The sequence below is a fragment of the Euzebya tangerina genome (assembly GCF_003074135.1).
Taxonomy (GTDB): Bacteria; Actinomycetota; Nitriliruptoria; order Euzebyales; family Euzebyaceae; genus Euzebya; species Euzebya tangerina.
In genome coordinates this window covers 754,733-767,908 of the sequence record NZ_PPDK01000001.1, presented here as the reverse complement: position 1 = coordinate 767,908, position 13,176 = coordinate 754,733, and the positions used below count along the sequence as shown (strand labels likewise).

10 protein-coding genes are annotated in these 13,176 nt (G+C 68.0%); 5 read left to right on the top strand and 5 right to left on the bottom strand.

Annotation, left to right across the window (positions count from 1 at the left end):
• The first annotated feature begins 436 nt into the window (after positions 1-436).
• Positions 437-1,873, top strand: coding sequence for a hypothetical protein (locus C1746_RS03600; RefSeq protein ID WP_116713323.1), 1,437 nt, complete (start codon positions 437-439; stop codon positions 1,871-1,873).
• On the top strand, positions 1,870-2,508 hold the full coding sequence (locus C1746_RS03595; protein ID WP_162867338.1) for a CHAT domain-containing protein: 639 nt from the start codon (positions 1,870-1,872) through the stop codon (positions 2,506-2,508). Before C1746_RS03600 ends, C1746_RS03595 begins: the two co-directional genes overlap by 4 nt.
• 122 nt (positions 2,509-2,630) lie before the next feature.
• Here C1746_RS03595 and C1746_RS03590 read toward each other — a convergent pair whose 3' ends face one another.
• Positions 2,631-3,806: a hypothetical protein gene (locus C1746_RS03590; RefSeq protein ID WP_116713321.1), complete on the bottom strand. Its 1,176-nt coding sequence runs from the start codon at positions 3,804-3,806 to the stop codon at positions 2,631-2,633.
• Between the two features lie 75 nt (positions 3,807-3,881).
• Complete coding sequence (locus C1746_RS03585; RefSeq protein WP_162867337.1) at positions 3,882-5,222, bottom strand: hypothetical protein; 1,341 nt, start codon at positions 5,220-5,222, stop codon at positions 3,882-3,884.
• 65 nt (positions 5,223-5,287) lie between these two features.
• On the opposite strand from C1746_RS03585, the gene C1746_RS21875 reads away from it, so the two are divergent.
• The 3 genes from C1746_RS21875 to C1746_RS03570 all read left to right on the top strand — a co-directional run bounded on the left by C1746_RS21875 (position 5,288) and on the right by C1746_RS03570 (position 8,149).
• Complete coding sequence (locus C1746_RS21875) at positions 5,288-5,455, top strand: hypothetical protein (protein WP_162867336.1); 168 nt, start codon at positions 5,288-5,290, stop codon at positions 5,453-5,455.
• Between the two features lie 14 nt (positions 5,456-5,469).
• Complete coding sequence (locus C1746_RS03580; protein WP_116713319.1) at positions 5,470-7,170, top strand: DEAD/DEAH box helicase; 1,701 nt, start codon at positions 5,470-5,472, stop codon at positions 7,168-7,170.
• Positions 7,171-7,792: 622 nt separating this feature from the next.
• On the top strand, positions 7,793-8,149 hold the full coding sequence (locus C1746_RS03570) for a hypothetical protein (protein WP_116713317.1): 357 nt from the start codon (positions 7,793-7,795) through the stop codon (positions 8,147-8,149).
• A 260-nt stretch (positions 8,150-8,409) separates the two neighbouring features.
• On the opposite strand, the gene C1746_RS03565 is transcribed toward C1746_RS03570, so the two are convergent.
• Genes C1746_RS03565 through C1746_RS03555 form a run of 3 tightly spaced genes read right to left on the bottom strand, consistent with a single transcriptional unit; the run spans position 8,410 to position 12,503 of the window.
• Complete coding sequence (locus C1746_RS03565; RefSeq protein ID WP_116713316.1) at positions 8,410-8,991, bottom strand: ATP-binding cassette domain-containing protein; 582 nt, start codon at positions 8,989-8,991, stop codon at positions 8,410-8,412.
• Complete coding sequence (locus C1746_RS03560; RefSeq protein WP_116713315.1) at positions 8,988-9,830, bottom strand: ABC transporter ATP-binding protein; 843 nt, start codon at positions 9,828-9,830, stop codon at positions 8,988-8,990. The genes C1746_RS03565 and C1746_RS03560 overlap by 4 nt, the downstream gene beginning before the upstream one ends.
• 9 nt (positions 9,831-9,839) lie before the next feature.
• Complete coding sequence (locus tag C1746_RS03555; protein WP_162867335.1) at positions 9,840-12,503, bottom strand: FtsX-like permease family protein; 2,664 nt, start codon at positions 12,501-12,503, stop codon at positions 9,840-9,842.
• Positions 12,504-13,176: the final 673 nt, after the last annotated feature.

Below are 13,176 nucleotides of genomic sequence, written 5' to 3'. Positions count from 1 at the left end.
ACAGTAGTTGGGAGTCCTAGCGGCTTCCCGGTCGCTCTCGGCGCGCTGGTACAAGCCGGCTCCTTCTCCGGTCTCAAGCAGCGACCGTTTGGGCCCACGACGCGGTTGATGCGAACCATTCGGGTAGCCGGGGCTATCCCACGGCTGATGCCTCTTGATGCCGACCGATCCAGTGGCTCGGGTGTGCCTCCGGTTGACCTCGTGGCGGTCGCCGCGGCCGCCCCGAACCGAAGGCTAATTGACTGGGGAGTCTGGCCGCGAATCGCTGCGGTCGCCGGGAGGACCGGATCGTCTGCAACGGCCCACTGCGGGCGGGACGGTCGCTCCCTGACAACCAACGGGGTGCTGGGACCGCAAGGGGCTACGAGGCGACCACCTCTGTGAGGAGCGACGCCCTGGACGAGCCTTGCCGCGACTCTCCGTCAGACTGGCGGGCATGGCAGCACTCCACGAGCTCCTACCGAGCCTGACGGCTCACCTCCAGAGCCTCTCCGACATGCCCGTCGACCTATCAGACACGCAATCGCTGAGGATTGTGACGGCTGCGATCGATGGATGGTTGGGCACGAACCTGGACGATGGTCTCGACCACCTAGAAGGCGTCGCTACAGACCTTCTCCGTGACCTCTCACCGCTTCCCCAGGACCCGGTGGTCAGGGCCGGAGTGGACCTGTTGAGGCTGGTCACCTCCCGTACGCCGCTCATGATGGCCTTGTCGGCGGGACGATTCGACGTCGCATGGCATTGGGCAGTGGCGCCGATGATCGATGGTATGCCCGAGGAGTTCGCAGCCAATGTCGACGTAGGCCGTCCGCTCCACGTCCTCGCCGTACACAACACGGTCGCAAGAGAGCCGTTCTGGTTCTGGGCCGGGGCTGTCTGCCATCTGGCCTGGTCCGGTGGCTACATGAAGGACGTGGCCAGGGAGGTTGCCGTCCGGCTCCCGGACGCTTTGCTGCGGCTAGAGGCAGGGCCGCTGCTCATCCCGGCGTGCGACATAGCCACGGTGCTGGACCAGGTGAGACATCCCGCGGTGCCCGCGATCACAGCGCACCTCGACGGGTTGTCCGACGATGAAGGCCTCGACCCTGAGGTACGAGTGGCACTCGCTATTCAGTTGACCGGCAAGGTCAGCAGGCACCTCGACCGGCCAGTGAAGGTCCTGGCGAATCAAGCCCTCAACCAACTGCACGCTCACATCACGCCGCCTCAGCGGCTCCAGCTCTTGGTCAACGGCGTTGCTGGGGACGCAGACGAGGCCTGCGGTCGCGCGGAGGAACTCCTCACCGCGACGCGTGCCGCCAGCGCGCACATCAGCAACGTCTCCAATGGGTCTGAGGATGCGGCACACATGCGGGGCCGTTTGTTCCCGATCCTCGCCCCCGCGGCCAGAGTCCTGGCAGAAGCGGGCGACGCCGCCCTCGTCGCCTCGCTCTTGCGCACCCGGGCGGGCGTCGAAGAAGAGCCGCTGGAGACGCCGCTGCTGGCCTTCAGGATTGACGCGCATCAGATGCTGTGGTGCAGCGTTGCCGGCACCGCTACGACCCCGCTACCCGCCGACCTGACCACGATAATGAACACGACACTGGGCCTGTCGGAGATCGACGCCGGCAACGGACCGGCTCTCGAGGCCCTACCCGACGACAGGGACGTCGGCAGACCGGTCCCTGAACACGCGGCCACCCTGGAAGCCGTCACCCGCGCCGCAGTCGACCGCGATCTCTTGGTACCCCTCCTGGCGGGTGCCGATCCCCGTACCGAGCTCGTCCATATCGGGCATGACCGCCTTCCGATCTGTCCCGTTCTCCAGGAGTTGACCAGTGCCCCAGTCCCTCTCGTGGTCAGCCACGAGGTTCCACTGCCCGGCCTGTGAGGCGCGTGCAGTTGTGGCATGGCGACCTGCTGACGGGTCAGGCCGAGGTCGAGGCCGTCTCTGACAACTTCACCCGTGCCGGCATCGACGTCGACGTCGTCGACGGGACGCAGAGGACAAGAGCGGACTTCGTCAACGCCTACACCGCCTCGGACCTGGACGTGCTGTGGGTGTCGTCGCATGCCCACTTCGGTCACTGGAGACCGGACAAGACCGCCGTCGCCCTGACGGAGGCACTCACCATTTCGCTGTCTCAGTTCGCAACGATGCAACCGCCCGACAACGGCCGCCGACTCCTTGTTCTCAACACCTGCGACAGCGCTTCGGTAACAGCGCTCGGCGGCCCGTCCACAGTCGGTGTCGCCGCCACCGCCGCGGGGCGGCGGCAAGCGGTCGCCGGCCACCTGTGGCCCGTCCACTTCCGCCCGGCGACGGTGTTCGGTGCGCTGCTCGCTATCGGACTGGTTGCGCATGACCGCTTCGATGACGCGTTCCTCTTCGCGACGGCACACCGGTCCCAGCCCGACGTCGTCGACACCCTGGAGGAGGAAGGGCTCAACAGGGTGGCCGAGTACGCGGCATACGAGGACACACGCACCTTCCTCGATCTCGCCTCACCCATTATGATGATCTAGACCGTCGGTCTTTGTGCCTCCGCAGCGACTACGCGTAGCGGTCGGGACAGCGAACTGCGACGGGATGTCTGAATCCGAGGCAGACCGGGGTTCTCATGCGGTCGTCGCTGCCGCGTGGATGGTCACTGGTCGCGCTTGCGACGTCGTCGGTACTCGCGCTGTGCCTGCGCCCGGGCGCAGGCCCTTGAGCAATACAGCACCCCCTTGGTGCGGTACTGTCCGTACTCCGCCCGGCCTGACTGCCGAGCGAACCACATCGCGCACGTCTCGTTCGCGCACTGCTTGGCTGGAACGCCAGCGGCGACCCAGTCGACGACCTGCAGCATCATTGCCTGCAGGATCCGGGCGATCGGCCGACCGAACGCGAGGCCGCTGCGCTCTGCCCCCGGCGGCGCAACCTCGATCCGGGGCGACAGGACGGTCTCGACGTTCGTCAAACGCTGGATACTCCGGATCAGTTCGATGGCCGTGGACGGGACAGGGAGCCCGCGGCATTCCCAGAGTGCTGCCAACTCCTCTCGAGGAGCGATGAGGAGCGCCGCGGGTGTGAGGTCTGTGTCGGGACGCAGCTCCAGCCAGGACTTGACGACCGCCTGGTATAGCCGGAAGTGCGCCTGCTGCTGGCCGAGCGCCGTCCCGTAGGCCGCCCGGAACTCGGGCCCTGCGGAGGCTTGGTAGGTCCCCTCGTACGACTCCGGAGAGTCGCCGAGTCGGTCCGGCATCTCGTCGAGCTCGATCTCGTGCTCGGTAAGGTCCGGTTCGTCACCGGCGTACAGCTGCAGCTCCAGTGGGTCCTCAGTGCTCGCGCGCGGCTCGATCACGGGCCGGAACTCCTCCGCCTGCAGGTAGAGCCGCTGGGGAACGAGAGGGCCGTACCGACTGCACCACTTCAGCACGCTGTTCAGGTCCTCGACGTCGACGTCGAGGAAGTCGCGGAACACGAGCTCGTGAGGCAGCTCGACGAGCTCGACCTCTGAGGAGGAGAAGACCGCCACGGGCGGCCAGTCGACCGAAGCACCGATCCTGCGGAGCCCGTCAGCGACATCGGGGTAGCCCTCGTACAGCGGCCGGGCGACATAGGCGAGGTCAAGGCTGCCGTGGGCGCCCGGGACGATCTCAAGTCGCTGGAAGTCGCCGGTCTCGTCGTCAAGCTCGATCCACCAGTCCTTGTTGTCGGGCTCCTCCGGCCACTGGCTGTCGACGACAGCAAGGAGCCGCGGAACACCGACAAGCGGGGGAACCTCAACGGCGTCCGGCCACGTAGTGATACGGAAATGTGACTGTTCGTCCCTCGACATGGAGCAAGTATTCGTGGCACGGTGTCGCCCGTCAACGTACAACGCGGAGGAGCAGCGGTGATCGGTCCAAACAGTTCAGGTGGTGTCACGTTGGCGTCGACGCCACTCCCGCGACGCTTGGGCCCGAGCGCATCGCGGCGTGCAGTACTTGACCCCGACGGAGCGGTTGTGGCCCTTCTCGGCGCGGCCCTGCTGATGCCCGAAGAACCGCCCACACGTCTCGTTCTGGCAGCGTCGGGCCGGGGTGCCATGGCTGGCGAACCTAAGGAGCTGCGCGAGCGTCCCGTGAAGGGTGTCCGGGAGGCTTCGGCCGTAGGTGACCTCACCATTGGTCAGCACCAGGCGGCTGGTTGCACGGGCGCCGGCGTTGAACGCGCTCAGCATCTTCGAGACCAGCTCGAAGGTGCTGGCCGGCGGCCTCAGCCCTCGGCGGGTGAAGGCGTCGGCCAGTTCGGCGGGAGGCGGCTGTGCGAGCGCGGCCTCCGTCAGGTGGCTGGGAGCGAGAAGCGCGAAGGCCTCGAACAGCGCGGCGAACCCGAGGAGCGTCGACCTGATGCCGTCGACATCGTAGGCGTATCCACGTGTGATCGTCATCTGCGTGGGCAGCAGGTGCCGCGGGTCGTCCCCACGGTCGGGCGGCAAGAGTCCGTGGTACAGCGCGAGTTGGTCCTCAGACCACGTGAGCTCCTCGTCGTAGGGGCCGGCGAGCTCGGGAGTACGGACGTTGCGCGACCAGCGCCGGACTGCCTCGCCTCGGTAGGTCCGTCTGACGTTCTCGACCTCGGCGTAGTGCCGCTGCATCTCTGCTCGTGCCCGGTCTTCGTCTTCTGGCAGATCGCGGTTGCGGAACTCGTATTCGAGGCGCTGGTCCGAGGGGAGCAGGGCGAGGTATACCTCCGGGTCACCTTCGTCGTAGAGGGCCTCAAGCTCCTCCGGCGACAACGCATCGGGGTTGGTGAAGTCACCCCATCCACGCGGCTGGTAGTCGACCTCGGCTGTCGATGTCCATTCACCGCCAACCGGCCCCCACTCCTCCACGAACTCAAAGACCGCCTCGTCGGCGCAGGAGGCCTCGTTAGGGAAGCGGTCTGCCCAGTGCAGGAAGAACTCCGGAGGCAGGACCACGACCTCCGGTCGCTCGGCCACGATCGCCGCGAGGTCAGAGTCCGGGGGGTAGTGGTCGAGCAGTGCGTCGGTGTCGGCGCCTGGTCGCAGATGCTCACCGCTCACGTACCAGACGTAGTCCTCGTCGCTGGGGAGCGCGTGAAAGCCAGCGAGGGGCGGAGCGAAGAAGCCGCCATCAGCGTCCCACGCATGGCTGCGTGTCACGGCGACCAAGGGCCGGACCGCGACCTGCTCGTCGACCTCTCCAGCGCTGACCGTAATACGAAAGCGTGATGGTTCGTATGTTGCCACGCCAACAGTATGCGTGATGCTTTAAGGCAGCGCAACGTACACGAGGAGGTTCGATGCGTCGTCACATGACCGCCACCGACAAGCAGACGCTCGCCCTGTTCAGCGCCGGCGAGTGCGCCCGGTGCTGCGCTGACCTCCCGGACGGCTGGCACGCCGACCACCGCACCCGCACGCCGCCGGCGGACTCACGTCAGCCCTCAAAGGTGACCCGCTCTGCCCGCCATGCAACCTGACGAAAGGGACAACGATGCCTCACGGCACCACGACCATGACACTGCGGGACTGGCAACGCCAGGCCCTCGACCTCTACCGCAACCCCACCCCGCCCTCGGACTTCTTAGCCGTCGCCACGCCCGGCGCCGGCAAGACACGCTGGGCGGCCACGGTCCTCGAGGCACTCCTCACGAACGGCGCCGCCCAGCAGATCGTCGTCGTCGTCCCCTCCACCCGCCTGCGCGAGCAGTGGGCCAACAGCCTCTACGCCTCCCACCACATCGCCCTCAACCCCGCCTGGGCCAACCACAACGGCACCTGGACCAACGACTTCCGCGGCGTCGTCGTCACCTACGCACAGGTGGCCTCCAACCCCGGCCTGTTCGCCATGTACTGCTCGAGGACCGACACCGTCGCGGTGTTCGACGAGATCCACCACTGCGGTGAGCAGCGCAGCTGGGGCGACGCACTCCGGACCGCCTTCGCGCCCGCCCTGCACCGCATCGCCCTGTCCGGCACACCGTTCCGCAGCGACACCAACCCGATCCCGTTCATCCGCTACACCGACGAATCCTCAGACCCCGACTTCACGTACGGGTACGGCCAAGCCGTGGCCGACGGGGCGTGCCGGCGTGTCTTCTTCACCACCGTCGACGGCGAGTTCGAGTGGAGCTCCCGCCCCGGGGAGACCATCTCGTGCGACTTCGACACACCGCTATGGCACAACGAGCAGGGCCGCCGCCTCCGCACCGCGCTCATGCCCGACGGCAACTACCTACGCCGTCTCATCAGCGAAGCCCACGACTGCCTCCTGCGCCTCCGCAGCGACCAGCCCGACGCCGGCGGCCTCATCCTCGCAATCGACCAGCACCACGCCCACGCCATCGCGCGGATCATTCGCGACGACCACGCCGTCGACGCCGTCGTCGCGGTGTCCGACGACCCCACATCCCAGCAGCACATCGACCGGTTCGCGACGTCCGACGAACCATGGATCGTCGCGGTCCGCATGGTCTCCGAGGGCGTCGACATCCCGCGACTCCGCGTCGCCGTTCACGCCACGAACACCACCGCCGAACTGTTCTTCCGACAGGCCGTCGGCCGGATCGTGCGCCACACCGACACCGAACACGAGGATGCCTACTACTTCATCCCCGCCGACCCGCGGCTCCGCGACAACGCCGCCCGGATCGAGGAGGAGCGCGACCACGACCTCGACGACGACCCCGACGCGCTCACCGACCCGCGCGACGAGGAAGACCCGCCGCCGACCACTTTCGTCCCGATCGCCGCCCGCGCGACCGTGAAGGGAATGATCGCCTCCGGGGAGGTCTTCGACGGCGCCGCACTCGCCGAGGCCGAGCAATTCCTCGCCGCCAACCCAGAGTTCGCCAAGCTGAACGCCGCGGAGGTCATCCGGCTAAAGCGGGCCCTCTCTTCTACCCAGCCTACCCTGGCCACCAGCACCGCCCAGAGCAGGGACGTTCTCGAGGAGCCGCCGCACCGGCGCCGCGAGACGCTGAAGAAGCGCAACAGCGACATCGCCCGCAGGATCGCGTACCGCCACCAGACCGAGTTCCGCGACGTCAACGCCACGCTCAATAGGGCCACCGGGATCCGCCGCGTCGATGACGCCACGATCGAGCAACTCGAAGAGAGACTGGCAGCCGCGACCCGCTGGCTCGCCGGCGAGGGCGGCGTTCCTCTCTACGCGCGTGATCTGCACCGCCGCTGACATCGTTCCGTTCCCGTCGGGGTTGGTCTCGGTCCAGGTCGGCGACGACCCGCCCAGGGTCCGGCCGCCGGCGACCTTGATCGGATGGATCGCGGCGGACTGAAGGTCACGATCCGGGCCAACAGCGCCGACCTTCGAGTGGTCAACTGCCATATGAAGTCCAAGCTCTTGTCCTTCCCCGGCGGCCGTTCAGCACCACCGACCCCGATGAGTGCGCTCGGGTTGGCGCCTTCGCGCTGTACCGGCGCGCCTTGGATGCCACCTGATGATCAGGGATCGCAGTGTGTTGGTCGCAGCCGTCTTGGCCTTGATGGCGCTGAGTATGGCGACCCTGAGTATGCAGGGTGCGAGATACTGGGTGCGAACGAATGCGAACGAGCAGTGTCTACCAGAGTCCATCCGGGACACGTCCGCCCTCGCAGGAATGACGCTGAACTGCGTGTTTGACAGCATCCTCTCCAGGTGCTAGGGAGTTGTGAACAACTTCCCAAGCTGGATACGGGGGTCGATTCCCCTCACCCGCTCCACAAAAAGCGCAGGTCAGCGTCATTCGGAGTGGAGCACTTTGACCGATATCGTCCCGCGTACCCCGTTCGTGCCCCTGGACTGACAGCGTGTCCAGTTGGTCGTGACGCTGCGCCGGCCGGTCACGGATGCCGACCATCGACGAGCGGAGTCCATCGCCGACACGCTCGGTCATACCACCCGTCGTGAGGTTGGCCCGGCCGAGATAGACGTGCCACAGATCGCTTCGCTGGCCATCGCGGCGTCTGGTGTCCTGGCACTGCTCATCGTTGCGGGCGGCCTCGATCTGCTCGCCGCAGAATCGCGCCGCGACCACCTGGTGCTGCGCGACGTCGGTTCAGCCCCCCGAGCTGCTGTTAAGGATCACCGCCTGGCGCGCCTGGCTGCTCACCAGTCTCGGCGCGTTGGTCGCCATCCCAATGGGTGTGTTGCCGATCTGGGGCCTGGCACGTAGCACTGCCGCCTCGACGGTGACCACGTCCCCTACGGGCGATTGCCGTGGTCATGCTCGCTGTACCACTCGCGACGGCGGGCGTGGCTCGTCTGCCAGGGATGCGCGGCGCCCGGTCGTGACCAGCGTCCAGTCCTGGCGCGTCGAAGCAACCGTTGACGGCCCGTTCGGACACAGAGACGAGTCCGCCCGTGAACCCAGCCTGAGGCGCCCCGGCCCGTGTTCAACGGCTCCCAGATGGACCATGGGTCCACCACGTCCGATCAGGGTCCGTTGAGGGTGGTGGTTCGGGTTGCGGCCTCTGCGAGTGCTGGGTCGTGGGTGGCTACCACGATCGCTGTGCCGCGGGTGGCGACGCTGGTGAGGGTGACGATGACGGATTGGGTGGTTTCGGTGTCTTGATGGGCGGTGGGTTCGTCCAGGATGAGGATGTCGGCTCCTGCGGCGACGGCTCGGGCGATGGCGATGCGCTGCCGCTCGCCCAGGGAGGCATCCTCGGGGTAGCGGTTGGCGAGCTCGGCGATGTGGAGCTGGTCGAGCAGGGCCGGGTCGACGGGGCCGGCCAGGCCGAGGTTCTCGGTCACGGTGAGGGTGTCGAAGAGCACGGCTCGTTGGGGTGTGAACACCGAGGTGGTGCCCTCGGCCCGGTCGATCCGGCCACCGTCGGGGGTGTCCCAGCCGGCTAGCAGCGCACAGAGGGTGCTCTTACCCGAGCCTGACGGCCCGGTCAGGGATATGAAGTCGCCGGCCTGGACCTCCAGCGAGATGGGCCGGAGGGCCGTGACGGGGTCGCCGTGGACCCGGAACTGGCGTTCGACGGAGACGGCTGACAGTAGCGGGGTCATGGGTCACCGGTCCGGTCCGGGTCGGGGTCGGTTGATCGGAGCACGATCCCGTCGTCGGTCACCTCGATCGTGACGAGCTTGTCGCTGAGCTGGTCGAGGGCGCTCTGCGGCAACTGGACCCTGCCCGAGGCATCAACGACCGACTGCTGGGCTCGTGTCTCGGGGCGGGTGTCGGAGGCCAGAACCCCGTGACGCAGCTGCACGACCCGGTCCGCGTGTGCCATCAGTCTGGGGTCGTGTGTGGTGTAGACCACGACCGAGCCTGCCTCGGCTGTGCGGCGCAGGAGGCCCATGACCAGTTCGGTGTTGGCGTCATCCAGGTGGGCGGAGGGTTCGTCGACGATCAGCAATGGCGGCGTGCCGAGGGTGGCGGCGGCCAGGGCCAGGCGATGCTGCTCGCCGCCGGAGAGCTCCTCGGGTCGACGGCGGGCGTGGCGGGCCAGGTCGACCTCCTCGAGCCGCTGTTCGATGCGGGCGGCGGTGATTCCTCGACGTCGGGCGGCCACGCGCAGGTGATCCAGCGCGTCAAGGTGTTCGATCAGGTTTGACCGGGGCCGCTGATGGACAAACGCCGTGCAGCGCCGCCGCCAAGCCCGTCGACGTCGGCCCGTCAAGCCGGTCACGACCACCTCACCGTGGCTGACGCTGCCCGCCGAGGGCCGGTCCAGCCCAGCGAGCAGGCGGATGAGGGTGCTCTTGCCCGAGCCCGAGGGGCCCAGCACTGCTGTTGCCGAGCCTGGCTGCAGATCCAGGTCCAGCCCCCGGACGGCTTGGACCTCTTCCGCGGCGCCCTGGTAGACCTTGACCAGTTGGGAACAGCGCAGTGTCGCGGTACTCATCACGCCGCCTCACTCATCGCGGAGCGCCTCGTTGATCGAGGTTCGGGCCGGGACCAGACCGGCCAGTGCCGAGGCGGCGGTGGCGGCCACGACGAACGCCACGGCCGCCGCGGCCACCACGGCGGTTCCCGCACCCACGGTCAGCGCGGGGGCCTGGGTCGGTAGCGGGTCCAGCCGGTCGGCGATCACCGCGACGACGGGGCGGGCCAGCAGCGCCCCGGCTGCCGTGCCGGCCACCCCGATGAGTGTGACTTCCAGCACGTTGACCCAGCCCATCGTCCGGCCCCGATGCCCCAGGTCGACCAGTGCTCGGGTCTGCAGCCGCCGGCGTGCGCGGTCCCGTAGCGAGGTCCCGACCACGATCACCAACCCCAGGACCGCCGCGACGGCGGCGAAGGCCAGCAGGTAATCCACCGTCCACCCGCGAGCCAGCAGCGTCGGCTGCGCCAACGCCCCCGCGAGGGTCGTCGGCTCGTCGAAGGGAACGTCTGCCGCGCGGAGGTCTGCGACGAGCTCGCCGATCGGCCGGGTCGACCACACCTCCGTAACGAACACGCCGTCAGGATCGTCGGACTCAAACACATCCCCCAGTGGCGAGGCGGAGGGGCCGCCACGCTCGAACAACGAGGCCGCATCCACCAGCAACGTCGGTCGATCATCGAACCCGCCCGGCAGCGCCGCCACGCGGCCGACCACCTCATACGGCACGTCCTCAAAGCCGTTGCGGGTCAGGACACCACGGTCGGGCACCACGGCCCGCGCTGCCTCCGTGACGACCGGCAGGAACCCACCGGTCCCGGCGGTCAACGCGCCCATCAGGGCAACCGGATCATCGGTGCCGTACCGCGGGCTCCACAGCGCCCCGTCCAGGAACGCCTCCGGCGTGACCGCCAGCAGCCCGGCCCGCTCCTCATCCACCTGCATCAGCGGCAGTCGCCACACCACCGTGGACGCCTCGGGCACCCCAGCCGCATCAGCCGCGCCGTCGTCCAGCAGCGTGGCGGTGGGGATCCGCACCGTGGCGTTGGACCCCGCCTGCGCAGTGGCCTTGTCCTCCGACGCCTCAGCCACCGCCTCAGCCGACAGGGTGGTGTAGGCCACCGCCCCAAACGCCATCGTCGTGGCCATCACTGCCGCGGCGACGGCACGGTCTCGGCTGGACCGCGCCACCAGCAGCCGGGCCACCAACCGGCCAGGGGACCAGACCCGCCGCACGGCGGACGCTGCCGTGCGGAACAGCTCACCGACACCCACCGCAGCCGCGGCCAGGACGGCAACGGGAAACAGTGCGGCGCCCGTGGAGAAGCCCCGCTCGTCATCCAGCAAGACCGGCACCGCAATCACCACTCCGACCGCCACGACCACCACCCGCCACGGCAGCCGTCGCACCGACTCCTCCGCACGACCCGAGTAGGCCCGCGACACCCGCCAGGCCTGAACCCCAGACGTGGCCGCCAACAGCCCAACGCTCACCGCCACCACACCACCGATGGCCGCCACCGACAGGGCCGGCCCAGCCACGCCAACGATTCCGGATACAAACCACGGCAGCGCGACCACCGCCAGCGCCGTGCCCACGCCCACCACCACGAGTGACTCCACCGCAGCCAAAGCCGCCAACTGCACGGGAGACCGTCCGGCATCCAACAGGGCCTGCCGTTCATCACGACGGCGCCAGGCCGAGGCCAGCCCAGCCAGCACCACGACCAACGCCGACACACCCACACCGATCACGCGGACTGAGGACACCCCGTCCGCCGTCTCCGCGCGGGCCCGCCGCCCCTGCTCGACCAGTCGATCGATCCCGGTGAACACCTCCAACGACGCCATCCCCTCGGACGCATCATCGATCATCGTCCGCAGGTTGCCGGTCGGGTCAAAGGCTTCCCGGTCAAGCCGTTCGGCGGCCGCGGCCAACCGCTCAGCCTCCTCGATCGCCACCGCTGCAAGGCCGACCTGCCAGACCGTCAACCCCACCTCCCCGACCTCAGCGACGAGCTGCTCGAACACGGCACGGTCGGCCACCAACAGCGGCACCTGCGGGGTCTCCCGACCTGACCCAATCGGCCACGGAGGAAGCTGGTCCGCAAGATCCGCCCACACCCCCGTCCCGTCCACCGGGACCGCATCACCCTCAATTGTGGCGTAGACCCCAGCCACCTCAACGACGGTCTCGCGGAGCCCCGCCTCTGTCGCGCGGAGCCCCGCCTCCCGATAGTTGATGCTGTAGGCGACCTCATCCCCAGGCCCGACGCCCAGCTCAGATGCCACCACATCCGGAACCCACACCCCCGTCCCACCCACGCCCTCGGTCGTCGGCACGAGGCCGTCAACCGCGCCCGAGGCCGAGAACGGCACCGCCACCGACGTGGCACCGGTCGCCGGGTTGGACACCACGACCTCCGGCTGCGCCGCAAAGTCCAAGTAGCCAATCGGGCGCCGGGTCACCACCAACTCGCCGGCCTCCGGCAGCCCGGCCATCCGGGCAGACACCACATCCTCCACCGGCCCCGACGTGACCCCGGCCAACACCGCTCGGACCACCGGCCGCTCGTTGGCATTGGCCGCATCCGGGACGGCCTCGACGACCGACCCAAAGGCCGCCGTTCCTGAGGCCGCTACCAACACCGGCCCCGACAGCACCGCAAGGGCCAGCGCGAACGCCCCCGCCACCAACCCAACCACCAATTGCGGGTAACGCCACAGCACGCAAGGCGCCACCCGCCACACCGGGTCGATCACAACGAGATCTCCACGCGCTGCACGCGCGAAACCTAACACACTCATCGCATCCCGAAGGATCGATGGGTCTCGTCGTAGTCATCCGTTCCGTCGGCACACTGCTTGCCGACGTCAACGACGAACTGGGCAACGGCCGACGCGACTAGAAGGCGGCCAGATCCCTCAAATCCGTAGCGGCCGGGCCCCCCTTTCGATGACGAGTCGTCCATGATCCACGGCCCACACTGCGAGCCGGACGCGTTCACGAAACCGAGGGATGCCCGTTCAAATTCAAACCGAGGTTTCATGACCAGAGCGTGACCAGAGCAGCGGGCAACAGTGGTGTGAGACGGTATTCAGCGGGATGCGGAAATCTAGGAAAACCCCAGTTCAGAGGTCATTTGCGCTGATTGAGCCGTTTCATCGGTTCCGCTTCCCAAGCTGGATACGGGGGTTCGATTCCCCTCACCCGCTCCACACGGAACCGCAGTCCGGTGGTGTCACTCGAGCACCAGGGCGTCCCGTTCGGCCGAGCGTCTCGCCCTCGCAGCGGGTCCAGAGCGGGTGAAATGAGCGGACGGGAATATCAAACCAAACAGTTTGGTTCACTTGTGCATCATCTACC

What these genes read in the sequence shown, in the direction of transcription:
- C1746_RS21875 (WP_162867336.1), top strand. Translation starts at nt 5,288, where the DNA reads ATGACCGCCACCGACAAGCAGACGCTCGCCCTGTTCAGCGCCGGCGAG.
- C1746_RS03600 (WP_116713323.1), top strand. Translation starts at nt 437, where the DNA reads ATGGCAGCACTCCACGAGCTCCTACCGAGCCTGACGGCTCACCTCCAG.
- C1746_RS03560 (WP_116713315.1), bottom strand. Translation starts at nt 9,830, where the DNA reads ATGAGTACCGCGACACTGCGCTGTTCCCAACTGGTCAAGGTCTACCAG.
- C1746_RS03590 (WP_116713321.1), bottom strand. Translation starts at nt 3,806, where the DNA reads ATGTCGAGGGACGAACAGTCACATTTCCGTATCACTACGTGGCCGGAC.
- C1746_RS03580 (WP_116713319.1), top strand. Translation starts at nt 5,470, where the DNA reads ATGCCTCACGGCACCACGACCATGACACTGCGGGACTGGCAACGCCAG.
- C1746_RS03565 (WP_116713316.1), bottom strand. Translation starts at nt 8,991, where the DNA reads ATGACCCCGCTACTGTCAGCCGTCTCCGTCGAACGCCAGTTCCGGGTC.